A 21,156-nucleotide genomic window follows, 5' to 3' on the forward strand; every position below is an offset into this window, starting at 1 on the left:
TATAAAAACATAAAAACCCCAAATTATGAAAAAGTCAATCGCATCAATCGGATTATTAGCATTAGTAATGGTTTTAACTTCATTCACAACTCCTGAAACTACTTTAGATGGTGGAGGAATTGTAAGTAATAGAAAATTAGATTTAAATGGTGGAGGAATTGTAAGTAATAGAAAATTAGATTTAGATGGTGGAGGAATTGTGAGTAATAGAAAATCAGATTTAAATGGTGGAGGAATTGTAAGTAATAGAAAATCAGATTTAAATGGTGGAGGAATTGTAAGCAATAGAAAATTAGATTTAAATGGTGGAGGAATTGTAAGTAATAGAAAGCTAGATTAATTCATTAAATAAACTATCAAGTAATAAGCAATTCAAATTTAATTGGATTGTTATTTAAAAAAAGGCTATCATTTGATAGCCTTTTTTTATGTTCGTATGTATAATTTACTATTTTTGGTGTAAATCAAAAAAAAGATTGTCAAGATATTTATACATAATATTGTTTTTGTTTATTATTATAGGTTGTTCTAAAAAGAAAACGACTTATAAGCCTATTGATTCCAATTCGGATAGTTTAGCTATATATTTTGATTTGGCTAATGATGAAAAACTAGCTACGTCTGACAGGCAATTATATGCCAAGAAGGCATTTCTAACAGTTGTTAATCAGACAAACGATTCGATGCATCGTGTCAATCTACTTCGTGTTGCCAATCGATATTATAATATGGGCGACATGGGCGAATTTGAAAAATCAGTTCGAGTCTTGTTAAAACAGTCTTTAGCTGCAAAAGACACTACTTATATTGCCAAATCCTATTCTTATTTAGGAGATTACTACGGAGGTATAATGATGCCGGATAGTGCGTATATGTACTATTTTAAGGCGGAAAAATCATTTTTGTTGCTTAATGATGCCTATAATCTAGGGCGTACGAGATTGAATAAAGCTGGATTGCAGTACAATCAAAGCGACTATTCAGGTAGTGAAATAGCTGTTTTCAACGTTATTAGAGGGATTAATGGGATTGAAGCTAAAGAATTGTTATTTGAATCCTATAATTTACTAGGTTTGATTTATAGTGAATTAGAAGAGTTTGATAAAGCTATTGAATATAATGACAAGGCATATGCTTCAATTGATAATGCCGTTATTTCAGGTATATTTCAAGCAAAATCTATGAGTTTGAATAATACGGGATTAGTTTATCAACGAATGAAAAATCACCGTAAGGCAATTTATTATTTTGAGCAAGGTTTAAATCAAAAGGATCTGTTAATTGGGAATCCTTCAACGTATGCTACTTTATTAGATAATATTGCTTATTCAAAATTTAAATTGAATGAGTTTAATGAGATTCCAGAATTATTTTACAAGTCACTAAAGATAAGAGATAGTTTAGATCTTCAAAATGGAAAAATCACAAGTTTATTGCATTTATCGGAGTTTTATGCCTATAAAAAGGATACCCTCAAAGCGTTACAGTTTTCAAATGAGGCCTTAAAGACAGCTCAAATTTCAAAAAATCCTAGGAATTTTTTATCGCCTTTAAAACAACTGGCTGTTTTAGAACCTAAGCGAGCAGCTGAATATACCAAAGAATACCTACGTTTGAATGATAGTCTACAGAAGATAGAACGGAGTATGGGGAATAAATTCACTAGAATCGAATATGAAACGGATAAGATAAAAGGAGAGTATTCAGATTTAGAGGTAAAAAATCGAAATTTGGTATATGTTTTTAGTGGTTTAATCATATTTGGAATGTTCTTATACATTATTAAAGCACAAAAAACTAAAACTAGAGAGCTGCTTTACAAACAACAACAGCAAAAAGCAAACGAAGATATTTATAACTTGATGATCAATCAGCAAAATGCAATCGATGCCAATCGAGTAGAGGAGAAAAAACGGGTTGCTCAAGAATTACATGACGGAGTTTTGGGCAGAATGTTTGGTGTTCGAATGAATTTAGATAGCTTGAATAGGTTTAATGATGATATGGCAATCGAACAAAGAAATGCCTATATAACCGAATTAAAAAATATTGAACAAGATATTCGTGAAATTTCTCATGACTTGAATAGGGAAAAATCAGAATTAATTAATAACTTCGTTGCAATCGTAGATAATTTATTCGAAGAACAACGTAAAACCTTTGCTTCAAAATTAATTTCCAATATTGATTCATCTATTAAATGGGACTTATTGTCGAATGCGATTAAGATTAATGTATTTAGAATTATTCAAGAATCAATTCAGAATATTAATAAATATGCCAATGCAAAAACCATTACGGTTGAATTGAAAAAAATAAAAGGTGATTTAAGACTGATAGTAAAGGATGATGGGATTGGCTTTAATACCAAATTGAAAAAGAAAGGCATTGGAGTTCAAAATATGATTTCTAGAACTAAAGAATGCAAAGGTGAATTTAATATAAAATCAAAACAAGGTGAGGGTACAGAAATTACTATAACTGTTCCAATCGAAAAACAAATACCATCTTAATAATGCCAATGGGATCGAATTCTACTACCACAACTAAAATTAAAAACAACATCTTAATTGTTGATGATCATCCGTTTATTATCCAAGGATATAAAAATGCAATTACTAGGTATGAACCTGATAATTATGAATTTACAATATCCGAAGCTAAAGATTGTGAATCAGCTTATCATGTAATTACAAATCCTGAGTCTTCCTTTGATATCGCTTTTTTAGATATCAGTATGCCTTCATATGAAGAAAAGAATTTGTACTCTGGGGAAGATTTAGCAAAGTTGATTTTGGATCATATGCCCAATTGCAAGATTATTATGCTAACCATGTTTACTGAATTTTTGAAGTTAAAGACCTTGATTTGCAATGTAAATCCAAGAGGGTTAGTCATCAAAAATGATTTGACTTTTGATGAACTACTGCTTGCTTTTGATAAAGTTATAAAGAACCAGGTATACTATAGTAAGTCTATTTTGGAGATGCTGGAGTCTCATGATAATACTATTGAAATAGATTTATTTGATAAACAAATATTATTTCATTTGTCAAAAGGTACTAAGACCAATGCTCTTACTCAATATATTCCGATTTCTTTGAATGCCATTGAAGTTCGAAAATTAAATTTAAAAGAATTATTGAACATAAGTGAAGGTAGCGATGAAGATCTTGTCAAAGCGGCAAAAAATAAAGGATTGATATTTTAGTTTTATCTTAATAGAATTTGTGAAGGCTGGCAATATGCACAGCCTTTTTTGTTTGGTATTTTTTAAATTCCAAACTCGATTTTAATTTGTTTCTTTGCATTCATGATTTCGATTTCACATAAAGCCAAAAAAATCGTAGTACTTCTAATTAAAATTTTGATTGTAGTAGGTGCGTTTTATTTTATTTACAATCAATTGGCAAACAATGATAAACTAGATTGGGTACAATTTAAGTCTGTCTTTAAAAAAAATCAATCCGTACTTGGAGTTAGTTTTATTTTGTTGCTTAGTGTGCTAAACAGATATTTCGAAATATTGAAATGGCAAAATCTAGCCTCTCAAATTCGCCATATTACAATTACTGAATCCACAAAACAAGTTCTCGCAGCCTTAACCGCAGGTGTGTTTACGCCCAATGGTGTAGGAGAATATGCGGGTAAAGCTTTGTATTTTAGTAAATCAAATGCAAAAAAGGTTGTTTTTTTAAACCTTATTTGTAACGGAATTCAAATGGTTTTGACGGTGGTTTTTGGACTCTTTGGGTTGTTGTATTTTAATGCTTTGTACCATGTTATTACCTCAAAAACAGTTGCGATACTATTTGGAATTTGTGTTTCAATCGTCGGTGTTTTATTTTTTTCAAAGAAGATAAATATTAAAGGATATTCGATTGAAAAGTTAATTGGAAAAATTAATGCAATTCCGAAAGAAATTCACCAACGTAATATTCTACTTGGTTTTTGCCGTTATCTGGTATTCTCGCATCAATATTATTTTTTGTTTTTAGGTTTTGATGTTGAATTGCCTTATTTAACCTTGATGTCAGCCGTTACAACGGTTTATTTTTTAGCTTCTTCATTGCCAAGTTTTCAGTTTTTAGAATTTGCAGTTAAAGGCAGTGTGGCTTTATTCTTTTTTGGTATTTTGGGAGTTAACGAATGGATTATCATCTTTGTTTCAACACTGATGTGGTTTTTGAATGTAGTCATTCCTGTAATTATAGGTAGTTTTTATGTACTCAATTTTAAGACTTCTGAAATACTGACCGATTAACTGGATACAATACTATGATTTCAATTGTTTTATTTTTAAACTGTCTGCTTTATATTCTCTCTATCATAGCATTGTATTATGGTTTTTTCAAAATAAAACATTTTAAATCCTTTGGCTTAAAGCCAATAACAAAATTCACCATTATAGTTCCTTTTCGTAATGAAGCAGCTAATTTGCCTATTCTTTTGGAAAGTATTTCAAAATTAAATTACCCTCTAGATTTGTTTGAAGTTATTTTAGTTGATGATGATTCAACCGAAAAGATTCAAATTTCAAATTTCAAATTCCAGATTTCAGTTATAAATAATGTTCGAAAATCCAATTCTCCTAAGAAAGATGCAATTAGGACCGCGATGGAATTAGTGACTACAAATTGGGTAATTACAACTGATGCTGATTGTATTGTTCCACAAAATTGGTTGTTGACTTATGATAATTATATTCAACAAAATGAGTTAGAAATGCTCGCAGGAGCCGTTACTCACCAAGTTCAGGATTCCTTTTTACATCATTTTCAACAACTAGATTTGGCGAGTTTACAAGCTGCTACCATTGGTGGTTTTGGCTTGGGGCATGGATTTATGTGTAATGGGGCTAATTTTGGGTATACTAAAACTTTTTTTCATGAACTCAACGGTTTTGATGGGAATGATAAAATTGCTAGTGGAGATGATGTTTTTTTGTTACAAAAGGCAATTATTCAGTCAGCAGAAAAGGTTCATTATTTGAAATCTAAAGAAGCTATTGTTAGTACGCAGCCGGTAAGTAGTTGGAAGTTATTATTTTATCAAAGAGTGCGATGGGCTTCTAAAGCGAGTTCCTATCAAAGTCGGTTTGCTATAGGATTGGGTTTTGCTGTTATCGCTGGAAATTTTGCGATTGTTTTGGGAATTCTATTTTTGACTTTGGGTTTGTTTACTTTTCAAAGTTTTATTTTTGTCTGCTTGTCAAAATTTATTGTTGACAGTATTATGATTTATGATGCTAATCGTTTTTTGAGTGGTGACAAAATTCGTTATTTGCTTTTAAGTAGCCTGATTTATCCTTTTTTTAATCTAAGCGTGGCATTATACTCTTTGTTTGGGAAGTATGAATGGAAAGGAAGAGTTTTTAAGAAGTAATTATTCTATTGTTTTTGAATACTAATCCTCCCACTGAAAGTCCTAGAACTCCTGAAGATATCAAACTTACTACGATTGTGGCAATCTCATCTTGTTGAATTCCAAAAGACAAACGAATAGCGAAGAATACTACTGTGCTAAACAAACTCCACAGCCAGTATTTCCAATTTATAAGATGTGTATCTTCTTTTGATTCTGGGAGTCGATAGAAAAAATATAGTATGCAAATCATTCCTATCAAAGAACTCAGATGTTGTGCTAAACTATATAGTGGGATGCCATAAAGTGAGCTGCTTAAAAATGTTGACCTTTGGACCAAAAAACCATCCCAATGCGTTATTGAGTCCCATAAAATATGGGTTAATGTACCGAGTATAAAAGAATAAAACACAATGAAAGCATTGTTTTTGAAATAGGTTAGCCAGTTTGAATTTGCTAGTTCATACATTCTTTTTTGAAAAAAAGCAGGTAAGTTTTGAATTAAGCTTCTTTTAATAATTTGATGAAATAAGAACATGACCATTAGGGCTAAGGGCAAGTCGAGTATAAATATACCTATAAATGTATGACTGATTTGACTTTGCATTTTCATTCGAAAAAAATATTCAAAATCAGGAGACATCGTGCCTGCTATTAAAGCTGTTGCAGACAGTTTTTTGTTTTTTAAATAAGGCAAAACAACAGCTGCATGTGAAAATGTAAATGGCATTATTCGACTTTAATGATTACAGGTAATATGAATTGTGTTTTAACAGGAATACCACGTTTTATAGCTGGATTTACTTTTGGAAAACCAACGAGTCTTCGCTTTAGAATGCTATCTATTTTTACGGTATCGTAGGTGACAGAATCTTTAGGAAATAAAGGTTCAAATTGTATTCTTGAATTAGGGAACACGGTCACTTTGACCTCGATCGTATCTAATTCTGGGTATAATATGGAAAGAGTGTCAATTTGGATTTTTTCCTGAATTAACTCCGTTAAAAACTGAAAAAAACATTTTTGACGTTCTATTTTTCCTTCAACTTTATTACAGTCTACAAACGAAGGATATTCATCAACTTCTTTCCAATTAATGGATTTTAATTCCTTTTGTAATAATTCCTTTTCTGAAGGTAATTGCTTGTCAAAATATTGACAAGATGAAAACAGGATTAATAGTAAAATGTAATAATGCTTCAAGGTGTTGAATTTCAATTGGAATATTAAAGTATAAAAATACAATTATTTTATTAGTCGCAAATTGTATAAAGATACTTTTTGTTTTAGAATCTTTCTAATTGGTACTAATTAGTAGTTTTATAAAAGAAAAACCGCCTCCATTAAGAAGCGGTTTAGTTAGAATATATAATGTAGCGGAAATTATTTTTTTAATAAATCTCTAATTTGAGTTAGCAATTCCTCTTGTGTTGGACCTGCTGGAGGGGCTGGTGCCGCTTCTTCTTTCTTTTTCATTGCTTCTGCTGCTCTTAAAACAACAAATACAAAGAAAGCAATAATTACAAAATTGATAACAGCTTGCACTAAGTTTCCATAAGTTAATACTGCTGCGCCTGCTTCTTTGGCTGCGTCAAGAGTTTCATATGAATTACCATCAAGTGAGATAAATTTAGTTGTAAAATCGACACCACCTGTAAGTAAACCTACTATTGGCATGATGATATCTTCAACTGCTGAACCAATAACTTTACCAAAAGCTCCGCCAATTACTACGGCGGTTGCTAAACTTAAAACGTCTCCTTTCATCAAAGAAGCTTTAAAATCGCTGAAAAATCCCATATATTAATTTTTGTTAAGTTAAACTTGAAAACTAATGTACAAATAATAGTAAGATAAATTAGTGTTTTTTGGATGAAAAAACCATTTTTATCTGTAAAAGACACGTTTTACACGTTGAGAAATGCTTGTAAGTACTTCATATGGTATTGTATTTAGATGGTGTGCCATTTCTGAAACGGTTGGGCTTTCGCCAAAGATAATAACGTCATCTCCTTCGTTGCATGGAATGATTGATACGTCCACCATAAGCATATCCATACACACGCTTCCTACAATTTGGGCTTTCTGGTTTTTTATAGTTACATAACCCACGCCATTACCCCAGGCTCTCGAAATTCCATCGGCATAACCAATGGGGATTGTGGCAATTTTAGTTTCTTTTTCGGCCATAAAGCGTCTGCCGTAACCGACACTGTCTCCTGCGGGAATGGTGCGAATTTGAGAGATAATGGATTTTAAAGTGCCTACATTTTCTAAGTATTTTTGCTCTTCGGTGTCATTTGAGACGCCGTAAATTCCGATTCCTAAACGGACCATATTGAATTGTGCTTCGGGAAAATTACTTATACCTGAAGTGTTTAAAATATGCCTTATTGGGTGTATCTGTAGTTCGGTCATGATTTTAGACGATAATTCATCAAAAAGATTAATTTGCTTTAAGGCAAAATCATAATGTTTGGCGTCATCACTAGTTGCCATATGAGACAAAATACTTTTGACTTGAACAGAAGTATTGCCTTTAAGCGTTTGAATTAATTCATCGATATCGTTGCGTTCAAAGCCCAAACGGTGCATACCTGTATCTACTTTTATATGAATGGGGAAATTTTTTAATTTTTTTTGCTCGGCTATTTTTATGAAATTGTGAAGTCCTTTGAGGTTGTAAATCTCGGGTTCTAATTGATGTTGAATTATCGAAGAATAACTTGTACTTTCAGGGTTCAAGACCATAATAGGTAAGCGGATGCCTCCATTTTTTAATGAGATGCCTTCATCGGCAAAAGCGACTCCTAAGTAATCTACTTTATGGTGCTCTAATAATTTAGCGATTTCCAGTCCGCCATTGCCATAACCAAATGCCTTTACCATTACCATAATCTTGACATTGGGTTGCAATTTAGAACGGAAAAAATTCAGATTATAACTTAACGCATTGAGATTGATTTCGAACACCGTTTCATGTTTTTTCTCTTCCAAAACGGCTATGATTTCTTCAAATTCAAATGAACGTGCTCCTTTGACTAAGATGGTTTCATTGGAGAAGTCTAAATTTTCGAAATCGGTCAAAAAATCAATTGTGCTGGGGTAGGTGATGCAATTAGTGAATTTGTTTTGGAAAGCGGTAATCGTTTCACCAATACCAATAACTCTCGAAATTTTGTTTGAAACCACTAATTTTGCCACCCGACTATACAACTCTTCGTTTGATAATCCGCTTTGAAGGATGTCTGACAAAATAAGGGTTTTCTTTTGGAATTTATTTTGACTGTCTAGAAAGTCCAAGGCTATTTTTAAGGATTGATAGTCAGAGCTGTAACTGTCGTCAATCAAGCTGCAATTGTTGATTCCGTTTTTAACTTTCAATCGCATTTCAACCGGGTATAGTAAATGCATTCGCGATTGAATGACACTGTTGCTATAATTGAAATACAGTAACACCATCAAGCATGAAATTGCATTTTCAATGGAAGCATAGTCTTCAAAAGGGATTTCGATTTGAAATGACTTTTCTTGGTACTGGTAATAAAGAGTTGTTTTTTGGTTTTGCGTTTCAGTTTTATAGACTAAGAGGTTTGCTGTTGCATCATCAAAACTCCAGCTAAAGGTTGGGATATTTTTGGGTAATAAAGCATCTACACGTTCATTTTTTTTATAAATGAGTATGCTAGAATGCTTAAAAAGCAATAGTTTTTCTTTTATTTTTTGGTCTGTATTTTCAAAGCCTTCGTCATGAGAAGAACCAATATTGGTTAGCACTCCAATGCTAGGTTGTACAATAGGTTCTAATTTTTCCATTTCATTAACCGTGGAAATTCCTGCTTCAAAAATACCCAGATTGTGTTTCTCGTTAATGGCGATGACTGATAGTGGAACACCTACTTGCGAATTAAAACTTTTCGGGCTTCGAATGGCGTTGTAATCAGGGCTAAGTAGAAAATTAAGCCATTCTTTGACAATGGTTTTTCCGTTACTGCCAGTTATTCCTATTACGGGAAAGTCGAATAATTCTCGATAATAAACAGCAAATTTTTGTAAAGCTTCAAGCGTGTTTTCTACTAGAATAAATGAGGCTTTTTTTTCTAAATCTTTTGGGATATAGCTTACTACAAAATGTTGAACACCTTCGTTAATTAGTTGTGGGATATAAGTATGGGCATCGTTATTGGGACCAATTAGTGCAAAAAACAAGGTGTTTGGGCTATTGTGTGATGAACGGCTATCAATGGAAACATGATCGATAATTACATCATCATCTACAGTATCATATGATTTGGTGTCAATGGCCGAAATAATGTTTTTTAGTGGTATGCTCATTTATGTATAGGTTAAATGCTTTGGAGTTAAATTTATGCAATGTTTACCAAAATTACTATTTCTTATTCATTTCCTTATTAAGAAGGGAATTATTTAATTTATGGAAATAAAAAGTAACTGTTGTCCTTTTGGTGAAAGAGTGCAGGGATTGCGTGAGGGATCGAAGTAGGTCGCCATAGCGGCACGGAGAGCCCGACAGCAGTAGGGAAAGGGGCATCATAACCGCAATCAAAAGTTTGCCCCTTTTCCTAGTGGTGGCACGCCCAAATATAAGGATATAGTACTGTTAGTAGGGTTTTGTTTCTTGTAATTTGGGTTATGGTTGGCTAAACAATTTTAGTATATTTGTTTGACTAACCGCTAAATAACCATTTTGAAAAAGTTTCTTGTTTCCTTTTCCTATGTTTTTCATCCGCTTTTTATTCCTCTATATGCCTGTTTTTTTTACCTATTTGCAGATCAATCGTATGCTATCAATAGAGAGAAAATCATTGTTTTTGCTGAGGTTATCGTTGTTACGATGGTGTTCCCGTTGTTGATTTTTTTATTGTTACGTTCTATTGGGAAGATTAGTTCGATGATGGCGCCTAAATTGGGCGAGCGCAAAATGCCATTAGTAATTCAATGTTTTTTGATTATTTTATTGGTAAAAAAAGGGATTACAATAGAGCTTTATCCAGAGTTTCATTTTTTCTTTCTAGGGGCATTGCTGAGTACTTTGATAGCGTTGCTGCTTTTATTTGTTAGGACAAAAGCGAGTTTACACATGCTTGGGATTAGTGCTTTAACGATGTTTGTTTTTGGTTTGAATAGGCATTTTGAGACTGATAATACATTTTGGATTAGCTTTCTCATTGTGATGAATGCTGTGGTAGCGGCATCACGATTGGAAATGCGTGCTCATACTCCTAAAGAATTGGTTTTAGGGTTTTTGATAGGCAGTATTCCGCAAATGTTTTTGATGTATTTGTGGTTATAAAATGTAGAAAATAAGCCCTAGGTTTAAGGTGCTCATGTCAATTTTATTACCCTCAATTTGTGCTGATTTAAACAGTGAATTTAATCCATAATAGGCATATAGATTGAAGGTGTTGTAACCAGTGGCAAGATAAACACCGTACTGCAGTTTGTTGTAATCGGGATTTTGAGTTATTATCGTTTTTTCGTTACCGTTTTTGTATATGTAACGGTCGTAGACTAAATAGCTGAATTTTACACCTCCGTGAACGCGCCAAAATTTATACGAAGTATAAGTTGATGTGCGCCAACGAAATTCGATAGGGATGTCTATAAAAAGTTGGGATAATCTATTTTTTGAATAATCGGTTGTGGTGAAAATGCTGTAATCGATATCAGAACCGTTTTCTTGGATACTTAAATTTTGAATGTAGTTGTTGTAGGTAATTCCAAGTCCTGGAGCAATGGCTACTGTTCGTGCTTTGTTTACAGGCATATCTCTTAGAAATCCAGCCGAAAATCCTGTGGAAAATTTGTTTTGTGCTAATTGATCGGGCTTGTTTTGTAAGGTGTTATAGGTGAATCCAAAATAAAATTGGTCTTCTCGGTATAAGGAATCAACGGCAATAATAGGTGATTTTTGAGTCTTTATTTCCTCCTGTGCAGCCAAACTAAAAAACGATAACAAATACAAGCAGCTAAAAAATAATCGCATTTTCTTATTAGATTTAGATGGAGACTTATGTTTTTATGATTCTGATTTTAGAATCAATTACAAATATAAGATTTACTAAGATGAAAATGGGGTTTGTGATGTAAAATGAGGATCAATCCTAAAACCTGTGGAGCGACAAAAATTAAGCATAAATATTAGTTAGCCTAAAAAGGAAAAACTCAATGTTTCTAACTCCTCTAAACTGCGACCTAAAAGCTTTTATTTTGGCATTGAAGGATTCTGCCGAAGCATTAGTACTTCTGTTGTCAAAATAGTTTAATATGTTTTGATAATGATTGGTTATGGTTCGAGATATTGTGTTGAAAGACTTAAATCCTGATTGATTTACTTTTTCATGCCATTTGGCCAGTCTAGTAAAAGCAATTATTTTATCAGTTGTGTTTTCAAAGATATTGCGTAAGTCTTGTGTTAGATTGTATGCTTTATGAATATCGGGATATAAATTGAATAATAAGTCCGCACGTTCTTTTTGGTTCTGAGACCATTTTGATTTGTTTTTGTATAAAAAATAACGACTCCTAGCTAGTAGTTGTTTGAGGGTATCGCCGTTGGTTAATATTTTTGGTTCATACTTCGTTTTGCTGCTTTTAGCTTGTTCCATTGCTTCGTTTTCTTGGTCTATAGCTTTCCATCGGTGTTTAATTCTGATCTCTTGCAAAGCTTCAGTGGCAAGTTTTTGAACATGAAAGCGGTCGGTCACTTGTATTGCTTTAGGAAAACATTTTTTAGCAATTAATCCCATATTACCAGCCATGTCCAATGTTATTTCATTAACTAGGTTTCGTTGTTTAAGAGGGATTTTTTCAATAATTGCAATTACTGTTTCTGCTTTTGTTCCAGCAACCATCGCTACTATAGTGCCTTTTCTACCGTTAGCAGCTTTGTTTGTTAAAACGGTGTAAAGCTCGCCATTAGAAAGAGAGGTTTCATCAATAGATAACCGTTTTCCAATGTTTTCAGGAAAAATAAGCCATTGTTTCGCATGTGCTTTTTGATTCCAGATTTTAAAATCACTTAAGAAATCCTTGTATTGATATAGTAGGTTTTTGCCTTTGACACCATAGAAAGAGGCGATAGCATTACAATCATTAGGCTTTGAATCTATTGATTTCTTTTAAAAAAGACGCAAACTCCTGTGTTACCCGAGTTCCGTCTGCTACTAAATTCCAATCTCTAAATACAACTTGTCCAGTATCTTCGTTAAGCCATCTTCTACGAGTAATGTGTAGGTACACTTGATGTCCACGTATTGGAAAATCTTGAACAGTTATCTCATCAAAAAAACCTTTTGAACTTAATTTGTTTTGACGGTATTCTTTTGGAATCGAATTAATCTCTTTTAAGTATAAATGAAGAATTTCTTCACCTTTTTCATAAGAAGTAAGTTCAAAATAATCAACGATAATTTCTGGCAACAATAACTTGAGAAGTTCAACTAAGGAATCTTTCATTTGCATTTAATTTAAAACACAAATATCGAAATTTAATATTTCCCCACAACTTTTTGACTTGATCCTAAAATGAAATGAACATAAATATTTCGGCAATAAAAGGCATAAAAAAACCCAAAATACTGAGTATTCTGGGTTTTTCAAAGTGCGGATAATAGGACTCGAACCTACACGCCTACACACTCAATTTGGCATTTTTTACAAACTCCCAAAAACTCTACAAAAACACATCAAAAACCTAATAAATTCAACACTTAACACGATATTAAAACAATATTTCACAATAGAATAAAAATGAATAAAATTGAATAGAATCTTAAAACGGTTGGGCAACGGTTGGGCAACTTTGTGAAACGTATTACAAAATTTATTACTTTTGAATTGTTCAAAGTTCAAAAGTTCACAAAATGGCAACAATACAATTTAGAGTAAGAAGTAAGGCAAACAAAAACGTCTCTATAAAAGTACGTTTATCAATAGACCGAAATAATGTATTTGAATTAAATACAGGCTTTGCAATACACCCCAAAGACTGGAGCGAAGCAACAGGACTACCAAAACAAAACAATCCCGAAAACAAACTATTATCTAGCGACCTCAAAAAATTAGATTCTTTTATAACTAATAACCTCAACACGGATTTAGGCAAAAGTATTTTGATTGATTCTAATTGGTTAGAATCAAAAATTAATGATTGTTTCAGTAGAGTTATCAAAACCGACACAGGCTTATTAGTAAATCACATTCAATTCATTATAGATAACGCAAACACTCGCAAAGTAAAAAACAAAATTGGTTTAAGCCCTAGTACTATTAAAAACTACACTTTATTCCGAAACATCATTTTAGAATATCAAAAGAAGATTAAAAAGCAAATCCTGTTTATAGAGATCACAAAACCTTTTGTTGACAAATTTACTAACTGGCTTATTAATACTAAAAACTATTCTACTAATTACGCAGGCAAACAATTAGAAATTTTAAAAACTGTTTGTATCGATGCTGAAAAGAACGAAATACAAGTAACACCTTATTCCAAAATAATTCCATTCTTTAGAGAAAGCGACAAAGACAGATACATTCAAACCCTATCGTTTGACGAATTAGAACTAATCAAAAATGTAGATTTATCAAATATTGAACAACTTAACAAATTCAAAAAAGAAAATCCCGAACTAACAAAAAACCTATCCATTACACCCGAAAGTTTAAGCAATGTTCGAAACTGGATTTTGTTAGGTTGTGAGATTGGGCAACGTGGTGGCGACTTATTAGAAATCACAAACGAAAACATTCGATATAACGGCAAAAATTATTATATCGACATCGTACAACAGAAAACAAATAAAAGTGTAACCATTGGCATAATTGCACCTCATGTGATTGATATTATCGAAAACAACTTACCTAAAAAAATTCCACACCAAAAACTAAACGAATATGCAAAAGTCATTTGCAAATTGGCAGGAATTATTGAAGTTGTAAAAGGAACTAAATTAAATATTGAAACTAACCGCAAGGAATTAGGAAACTACCCGAAGTATGAATTAATTGCTTCACATTGTTTCAGACGTTCCTTTGCCTCAAACTATTATAAAAAGATACCTACACCAATTTTAATAAATATTACAGGACATTCAAAAGAAAGTTTATTTTTGACTTACATTAATAAAAGAGAAGATAAAGATGCAAACGCCGATTTATTCATGCAGTTTTACGAGAAAATAAACAAAGACAAAGAGCCTCAACTAAAAGTTATAAAAAACGGAACAAATGACTAACGAAAACTTTACTTTGCCACCTTTACCACCACCGCAAGAATTGGAAACCATTGCAATATTAAAACAACTTGCAAAGTCACACCGTTATTTAGCCGAATTAAAAGGAACATCAAAGACTATCCCAAACGAAAGTATTTTGATTAATACTTTGACATTACAAGAAGCAAAAGACAGTAGTGAAATAGAAAACATTGTAACTACTCACGATGATTTATATAAGGAAAACATACTAATTCATACCAACCCAGCAACCAAAGAAGTTTACAATTATGCACAGGGTTTAAAGTTAGGTTTTGAAATAGTCCGTAAAGAGCAACTTTTATTAAACAAGCACATTCTAACCATTCAAAAAGAGTTATTAGAAAATAACGCTGGATTTAGAACCCAAGGCGGTACAAAATTAGTAAACTCACAAGGGCAAACCGTTTATACGCCTCCACAAAGTGCAACCGAAGTTTTGGACTTAATGAGCAACCTAGAAAAATTCATAAATGACAATGAATTTTCAAATATTGATCCATTAATAAAAATGGCAATTATTCACTATCAATTTGAAAGCATACACCCATTTTATGATGGTAACGGTAGAACTGGAAGGATTATAAACATTCTATACTTAGTTTTACAAGGATTGTTAGATATTCCTATTTTGTATTTAAGCCGTTACATTACCCAAAATAAAGCGGAATATTACCAAGTTTTACAAGATGTAAGAACCAAAAACGACTGGGAACATTTGATTTTGTATTTTCTTAAAAGCGTTGAGGTTACAGCAATACAAACTATTAATTTAATTACGAATATTAATACTTTAATGCAGGATTACAAAACCGATATTCAAACCCAATTACCTAAAATATACAGTCAAGATTTAATAAACAACCTCTTTAGAAATCCTTACACCAAGATTGAATTTCTAGAGAAGGAATTGAGGATCAACAAAAGAACGGCACAAAATTATTTAGATAAAATTGCCGAATTAGGATTTTTAGAAAAAACAAAAGTAGGCAAATCAAACTATTACATGAATAACGCATTAATCAAAGTTTTGATGAATGACTAACGTGGTAAAAAACAGCTATTATTTACCACAACTCAAATAACGTGGTAAAAAAATGGCGAAAATTTACCACGTTGCAAATGATGTGGTAAAAAAATGCATAAAACTAGCATAGACATACAAAAAGTCTTAAAGCAAAGATTATTACTCAATAGCAATAAAAAGGGTTACTCTTAATAGATATAATAGGTTGATGAAAGTAATATGTTTTACCTTTATTCTTAAATGGTACAAATTCATTAGATTTGAATAACATATTTAATACACCTTATGAGACTATCCTATAGAAACACTTAAAAGTTGAAAATATTTTGAAAATAGAAACTAAAAAACAGATCCACCCCCTTAAACAAAAGGACTTTCATTTATCAAAAGAAGCCCCTAAAAATAGTGTATAACCATATCTCACCAGCTTTAAGAACAAAATAAACTACAGAATGAACAAATTAGTCACAAAAATAATTTTCGCTTTTGCAATAGGCATGTTAACAGGCACTATTACAGGAAACCTACAACAAAACAAAACAACAACCTATTTTGTTATCACAGATGGGGGTGGTTTTGAAATTCCGAAGAAAAAGTATGATGAATTCAATAAAAATGGTAGTCTCGTAAATAAAAAAACATCTTTTAATAAAGAGCTAGGTTTTTCTTACGGGGCTATTGCAAGTTCTTCTCTAATAATACTATTTCTAATTCCTAGCATGTTAAAAAAACAAGATGATTGAAATTTTCAATAACAAACCAACAGACAAAAATTGATATTAATGAGTAGAAAAAATGTGTATTCAAGAAAAGAAAGACATTTAAATTTTCAAATATATCTCTGACAAATAAATGAGTACATTAGATTTTTCAAAAGACAAATACGGTTTTATAAAAACCTACTTAGACAATTTAACAGACGCCACACCTTTGACTCTTAATGAATATAAATACATCTATAATAAGATTTTAAATGAGTTTAGTTCCAAATATGGTAATGTAGATGAAATTGATTTTATACTTAGCGAGAAAAGTAGGTTTTTATCAGCTAGAGAAAACACTATAAATGAAAAACAAAAATGTGATGGTGAAATTATTTTCTTTAAAGAACAATTAGAAAATTTTTATTTAAACTGGAATGAAAAGCCAAACAATTCTATTTTAATAAATAAAGTAGAATATTGTAAAAAATCCTTAGAGCAGGAAATATTAAACAAAGAAGTAGATAGTGAAAACAAACGAGTTATAATAAACAATCTCGTTCGTAAAATTGAGTATCTAGAGAACAAAAAAGAGACACTAAATCAAATTGAAACAAATTTAAATTCTTTAATTATAAAAAAAACCATAGATACAGAAACTATTCCCTTTAAAGTCGGTTTATTACTCGCCAAAGATCAAATCAAAAGGGAAGTTGATAAATCAAAAGGTTATCATATTACAAAATATTTTTATGATGAAAAAGAATTCAAAAATCCTACCCAACTAGCTAAATACTTAGACCTGTCGAGGCAATACGTTAACGATAGTCTAAATGATATAGAATCCAAGCATAACATTTTCAGAAGTGAAAAAACATTGCAAAATGTATATGATTATTGCACTTTGGAAAACATACAAATGAGTCCTTATTTCTTAGAAAAACACTACGAATTCTTCAAATCTAGACACTAATAAAAACCTGCACCAAAACCTGCACTAGTGCAATAACGAGGTTCAATTGAATTAGAATGAATTTTACAATGTAAAACTATAAATCACTTTGTAAAATGGAAGCAATTCAAATCATCACAACACCCAACGAGTTTAAAAAAGAAATCGCCAACGAGGTAAAAGCCCATTTAGACGAATTTCTAAAACACTTCAAACCCGAACCCCAAAAAGAATATCTTTCCAGAAAAGATGTAGCCAATATGTTTGGTGTAGACATAAGTAGCGTCCATAATTGGACACGTTCAGGCAAAATCCGTGCTTATGGAATTTCAGGACGTGTATATTATTTACGTTCTGAAATAGAGTCCAGTCTTAAACCTTTAAACGATTAAGACTATGGAACGTTATAGCAACAAACCCCCTATTCAACACCTTATTTCTGGATTAAAACAATGCAATCCAATATCAGATAAATTATAGATAAGATTACTTAAACGAATAGGAATCAATTCTAACTAATCATTTTTTCAGCCAAGAGAAAACACAAAAAAACGAGAGTTGTTCAGGCTCTCGTTTTATACTTTGTTCAAAAGTTCGTTCCAACAGGCAATATCAAAACATACTACAAATATAATCAATTGGTAGACTTCATAAAAATTATTATTAAGGATCAGCTTCACTCTATTTTAGAGGCAAATCCCTTATTGGATTTCTATGATAATATCAATTTATCAACGGGAGAACTTAAGACAGTAAACAGGTACGGCAATAAGAATACACCCTTTAAAAACGCATTTTATAACGGTTTAGAGTTCATCATATACGATACTGGCACAATTACACTTTCAGGCAGTTTACATAAGTATTGGAACGACGGAGCGCATAATTTCAATGACTTCAATTTTGAAGCTTTTTTATGGGTATTAAAAGACTTGGAAAACAAATTTAAGATACAACTAGAAAACTGCATTTTGAAGTGTCTTGAAATAGGAATTAACATAATCCCCCCAATAGCAACAAACGAAATACTAAACTATTGTTTCCTACACAAAACCTTACCATTTGAATACAAACATAATTCAGACGAAGGCAAATACAAACAGGCTCAACACTCGCAATATATTATAAAAATCTACAATAAGGCACTACATTACAAATCAAAAGGGTTTGAGATTAAAACTGAAATAATGCGCTTTGAGATTAAATATACCAAAATGGAAAAATTAAATAATTTAGGTATTTACAACCTCAACAATTTAAAAAATTACGGATTATATAAGTTCAAAAATGAATTACTAAAAGAGTTCAATAATATACTTTTCTATGATAATACAATTAACTCACAAAGTAGAAGTTTAAGCAATTACAAAAACCCACTTTTTTGGACTGAATTACTTTCTTATAACAAAAAGGACTTATTTAATTACCATAGAAAACAACTTAAAAATTTAACTGCTCGAAGTTCTGACAAATTACAGTTTCAAACCACCGAAATATTAAGCAAAAAAATAGATTTACTAAATATCAATACTACGCAAATTGACCCTTTAACTATATTGTCAAATCGTGTAGTTTGTCAGGTAACAAAAATTAATATTTCTATGCAGAAAGACAATAGTGTTTTACTATCCCATACAGGACTGAAACACTATTATAAAAATGATCCGAAAGTATTTGAACAAATCAAACGGTGTTATCTTTCAAAACGTTGGTCGTCGTCGGACTACGAAACACAGATAAAAGAGATCGCACATAATATCAGGAACGCAAAAAGCAATCAAAAACGCAAACAAGATCGAATTTATCCTCTTCAACAAATTAATATGTTTTCTGATTTAAGTTTTTAAAAATCACTAAAAGTGGGTATTGTAGTTGTCGTTTAATAATCAAATATTTACAAGAGAACATATTAAATAACTTAAAATTAAATTCTTGTAATTATGAAAAAATCAATTTTAATTTTCGCTTTCTTAATATTTACACTTTTCTCTTGTTCAAACAATGACAACGATTCTACAACTTCATCAACTGTCGATGTAAGTAAACTATCAGGCACATGGTTACTTGATAATGCTAAACTAGATGGGGAAAATGTTAGTTCTTCTTATAAAATAGTATTAACATCAGATAATATAGCAAATTTTTATTATCAAAATAAAACTTCTAACACAACCTATGGTCCGGATACTATTGAAACTGGCCCCTATTTATTGAATAATACAACTTTAAAAATTTCATGGTATGGATCAGGTACTACAACCAATTATCAAATTATAGAACTAACATCTGTCAAATTTGTTTTAAAAAGCATCATACCGAATGAAGGAACCCTTGTTGAAACTTACAAAAAATAAAAAGCATTTATTAAGGAAAAAATAGATTTTTTAAGGATCAAGTCAAAAAGTTGTGGGGAAATATTAAATTTCGATATTTGTGTTTTAAATTAAATGCAAATGAAAGATTCCTTAGTTGAACTTCTCAAGTTATTGTTGCCAGAAATTATCGTTGATTATTTTGAACTTACTTCTTATGAAAAAGGTGAAGAAATTCTTCATTTATACTTAAAAGAGATTAATTCGATTCCAAAAGAATACCGTCAAAACAAATTAAGTTCAAAAGGTTTTTTTGATGAGATAACTGTTCAAGATTTTCCAATACGTGGACATCAAGTGTACCTACACATTACTCGTAGAAGATGGCTTAACGAAGATACTGGACAAGTTGTATTTAGAGATTGGAATTTAGTAGCAGACGGAACTCGGGTAACACAGGAGTTTGCGTCTTTTTTAAAAGAAATCAATAGATTCAAAGCCTAATGATTGTAATGCTATCGCCTCTTTCTATGGTGTCAAAGGCAAAAACCTACTATATCAATACAAGGATTTCTTAAGTGATTTTAAAATCTGGAATCAAAAAGCACATGCGAAACAATGGCTTATTTTTCCTGAAAACATTGGAAAACGGTTATCTATTGATGAAACCTCTCTTTCTAATGGCGAGCTTTACACCGTTTTAACAAACAAAGCTGCTAACGGTAGAAAAGGCACTATAGTAGCGATGGTTGCTGGAACAAAAGCAGAAACAGTAATTGCAATTATTGAAAAAATCCCTCTTAAACAACGAAACCTAGTTAATGAAATAACATTGGACATGGCTGGTAATATGGGATTAATTGCTAAAAAATGTTTTCCTAAAGCAATACAAGTGACCGACCGCTTTCATGTTCAAAAACTTGCCACTGAAGCTTTGCAAGAGATCAGAATTAAACACCGATGGAAAGCTATAGACCAAGAAAACGAAGCAATGGAACAAGCTAAAAGCAGCAAAACGAAGTATGAACCAAAAATATTAACCAACGGCGATACCCTCAAACAACTACTAGCTAGGAGTCGTTATTTTTTATACAAAAACAAATCAAAATGGTCTCAGAACCAAAAAGAACGTGCGGACTTATTATTCAATTTATATCCCGATATTCATAAAGCATACAATCTAACACAAGACTTACGCAATATCTTTGAAAACACAACTGATAAAATAATTGCTTTTACTAGACTGGCCAAATGGCATGAAAAAGTAAATCAATCAGGATTTAAGTCTTTCAACACAATATCTCGAACCATAACCAATCATTATCAAAACATATTAAACTATTTTGACAACAGAAGTACTAATGCTTCGGCAGAATCCTTCAATGCCAAAATAAAAGCTTTTAGGTCGCAGTTTAGAGGAGTTAGAAACATTGAGTTTTTCCTTTTTAGGCTAACTAATATTTATGCTTAATTTTTGTCGCTCCACAGGTTTTAGGATTGATCCTTTTTTAATCCGTTGGGT

The 21,156-nt window shown here is 31.6% G+C and carries 22 protein-coding genes; 15 read left to right on the forward strand and 7 right to left on the reverse strand.

Annotation, left to right across the window (positions count from 1 at the left end; all coding sequences use genetic code 11):
• Window positions 1-25 precede the first annotated feature (25 nt).
• From SLW70_RS04905 to SLW70_RS04925, 5 genes are all read left to right on the forward strand, one after another.
• Window positions 26-340, forward strand: coding sequence for a 3-oxoacyl-ACP reductase (locus SLW70_RS04905; protein WP_320890927.1), 315 nt, complete (start codon window positions 26-28; stop codon window positions 338-340).
• 136 nt (window positions 341-476) lie between these two features.
• Window positions 477-2,513, forward strand: a complete 2,037-nt coding sequence (locus tag SLW70_RS04910) for a tetratricopeptide repeat protein (RefSeq protein ID WP_320890928.1) — start codon at window positions 477-479, stop codon at window positions 2,511-2,513.
• A gap of 8 nt (window positions 2,514-2,521) precedes the next feature.
• On the forward strand, window positions 2,522-3,211 hold the full coding sequence (locus SLW70_RS04915) for a response regulator (protein WP_320890929.1): 690 nt from the start codon (window positions 2,522-2,524) through the stop codon (window positions 3,209-3,211).
• Window positions 3,212-3,313: 102 nt separating this feature from the next.
• Window positions 3,314-4,264: a hypothetical protein gene (locus tag SLW70_RS04920; protein ID WP_320890931.1), complete on the forward strand. Its 951-nt coding sequence runs from the start codon at window positions 3,314-3,316 to the stop codon at window positions 4,262-4,264.
• 14 nt (window positions 4,265-4,278) lie between these two features.
• The gene (locus SLW70_RS04925; RefSeq protein ID WP_320890933.1) at window positions 4,279-5,385 is read left to right on the forward strand and encodes a glycosyltransferase family 2 protein; all 1,107 of its coding nucleotides are present in this window, start codon (window positions 4,279-4,281) and stop codon (window positions 5,383-5,385) included.
• Here the strand turns inward: SLW70_RS04925 and SLW70_RS04930 are convergent.
• The 4 genes from SLW70_RS04930 to SLW70_RS04945 all read right to left on the reverse strand — a co-directional run bounded on the left by SLW70_RS04930 (window position 5,375) and on the right by SLW70_RS04945 (window position 9,699).
• Window positions 5,375-6,094, reverse strand: coding sequence for a DUF4184 family protein (locus SLW70_RS04930; protein WP_320890934.1), 720 nt, complete (start codon window positions 6,092-6,094; stop codon window positions 5,375-5,377). The genes SLW70_RS04925 and SLW70_RS04930 overlap by 11 nt on opposite strands.
• Window positions 6,094-6,582 carry a hypothetical protein gene (locus SLW70_RS04935; RefSeq protein ID WP_414458240.1) on the reverse strand — a complete coding sequence of 163 codons (489 nt, stop codon included), beginning with the start codon at window positions 6,580-6,582 and terminating at the stop codon, window positions 6,094-6,096. Before SLW70_RS04935 ends, SLW70_RS04930 begins: the two co-directional genes overlap by 1 nt.
• A 165-nt stretch (window positions 6,583-6,747) precedes the next feature.
• Window positions 6,748-7,164, reverse strand: a complete 417-nt coding sequence (gene mscL / locus SLW70_RS04940) for a large conductance mechanosensitive channel protein MscL (RefSeq protein ID WP_320890935.1) — start codon at window positions 7,162-7,164, stop codon at window positions 6,748-6,750.
• 87 nt (window positions 7,165-7,251) lie between these two features.
• Window positions 7,252-9,699 carry a bifunctional UDP-N-acetylmuramoyl-tripeptide:D-alanyl-D-alanine ligase/alanine racemase gene (locus SLW70_RS04945; protein ID WP_320890936.1) on the reverse strand — a complete coding sequence of 816 codons (2,448 nt, stop codon included), beginning with the start codon at window positions 9,697-9,699 and terminating at the stop codon, window positions 7,252-7,254.
• Window positions 9,700-10,072: 373 nt separating this feature from the next.
• Here SLW70_RS04945 and SLW70_RS04950 point away from each other — a divergent pair, with 373 nt between their 5' ends.
• The gene (locus SLW70_RS04950; protein WP_320890937.1) at window positions 10,073-10,678 is read left to right on the forward strand and encodes a hypothetical protein; all 606 of its coding nucleotides are present in this window, start codon (window positions 10,073-10,075) and stop codon (window positions 10,676-10,678) included.
• On the opposite strand, the gene SLW70_RS04955 is transcribed toward SLW70_RS04950, so the two are convergent.
• The 3 genes from SLW70_RS04955 to SLW70_RS04965 form a co-directional block, all read right to left on the reverse strand.
• The gene (locus SLW70_RS04955) at window positions 10,673-11,371 is read right to left on the reverse strand and encodes a porin family protein (RefSeq protein ID WP_320890938.1); all 699 of its coding nucleotides are present in this window, start codon (window positions 11,369-11,371) and stop codon (window positions 10,673-10,675) included. The two genes, SLW70_RS04950 and SLW70_RS04955, sit on opposite strands and share 6 nt — an antisense overlap.
• Window positions 11,372-11,513: 142 nt before the next feature.
• Window positions 11,514-12,467, reverse strand: a complete 954-nt coding sequence (locus tag SLW70_RS04960) for a transposase (protein WP_320891742.1) — start codon at window positions 12,465-12,467, stop codon at window positions 11,514-11,516.
• 13 nt (window positions 12,468-12,480) lie between these two features.
• Window positions 12,481-12,843 carry a transposase gene (locus tag SLW70_RS04965; RefSeq protein ID WP_320888229.1) on the reverse strand — a complete coding sequence of 121 codons (363 nt, stop codon included), beginning with the start codon at window positions 12,841-12,843 and terminating at the stop codon, window positions 12,481-12,483.
• A gap of 407 nt (window positions 12,844-13,250) precedes the next feature.
• Here SLW70_RS04965 and SLW70_RS04970 point away from each other — a divergent pair, with 407 nt between their 5' ends.
• From SLW70_RS04970 to SLW70_RS05010, 9 genes are all read left to right on the forward strand, one after another.
• Complete coding sequence (locus SLW70_RS04970; RefSeq protein WP_320890939.1) at window positions 13,251-14,624, forward strand: phage integrase SAM-like domain-containing protein; 1,374 nt, start codon at window positions 13,251-13,253, stop codon at window positions 14,622-14,624.
• Window positions 14,617-15,687, forward strand: coding sequence for a Fic family protein (locus tag SLW70_RS04975; RefSeq protein ID WP_320890940.1), 1,071 nt, complete (start codon window positions 14,617-14,619; stop codon window positions 15,685-15,687). The genes SLW70_RS04970 and SLW70_RS04975 overlap by 8 nt, the downstream gene beginning before the upstream one ends.
• 434 nt (window positions 15,688-16,121) lie before the next feature.
• Complete coding sequence (locus tag SLW70_RS04980) at window positions 16,122-16,412, forward strand: hypothetical protein (RefSeq protein WP_320890941.1); 291 nt, start codon at window positions 16,122-16,124, stop codon at window positions 16,410-16,412.
• A gap of 109 nt (window positions 16,413-16,521) precedes the next feature.
• Window positions 16,522-17,343, forward strand: a complete 822-nt coding sequence (locus tag SLW70_RS04985; RefSeq protein ID WP_320890942.1) for a hypothetical protein — start codon at window positions 16,522-16,524, stop codon at window positions 17,341-17,343.
• A 95-nt stretch (window positions 17,344-17,438) separates the two neighbouring features.
• Complete coding sequence (locus tag SLW70_RS04990; RefSeq protein ID WP_320890943.1) at window positions 17,439-17,714, forward strand: helix-turn-helix domain-containing protein; 276 nt, start codon at window positions 17,439-17,441, stop codon at window positions 17,712-17,714.
• Between the two features lie 246 nt (window positions 17,715-17,960).
• Entirely contained in the window at window positions 17,961-19,169 is a 1,209-nt protein-coding gene (locus SLW70_RS04995) for a hypothetical protein (protein WP_320890945.1), read from the forward strand.
• A 93-nt stretch (window positions 19,170-19,262) separates the two neighbouring features.
• On the forward strand, window positions 19,263-19,676 hold the full coding sequence (locus SLW70_RS05000; RefSeq protein WP_320890947.1) for a lipocalin family protein: 414 nt from the start codon (window positions 19,263-19,265) through the stop codon (window positions 19,674-19,676).
• Between the two features lie 99 nt (window positions 19,677-19,775).
• Window positions 19,776-20,138, forward strand: a complete 363-nt coding sequence (locus SLW70_RS05005; protein WP_320888229.1) for a transposase — start codon at window positions 19,776-19,778, stop codon at window positions 20,136-20,138.
• A 13-nt stretch (window positions 20,139-20,151) separates the two neighbouring features.
• Window positions 20,152-21,105, forward strand: a complete 954-nt coding sequence (locus SLW70_RS05010; RefSeq protein ID WP_320891742.1) for a transposase — start codon at window positions 20,152-20,154, stop codon at window positions 21,103-21,105.
• Window positions 21,106-21,156: the final 51 nt, after the last annotated feature.

Source organism: Flavobacterium sp. NG2 (genome assembly GCF_034119845.1).
Lineage (GTDB): Bacteria > Bacteroidota > Bacteroidia > Flavobacteriales > Flavobacteriaceae > Flavobacterium.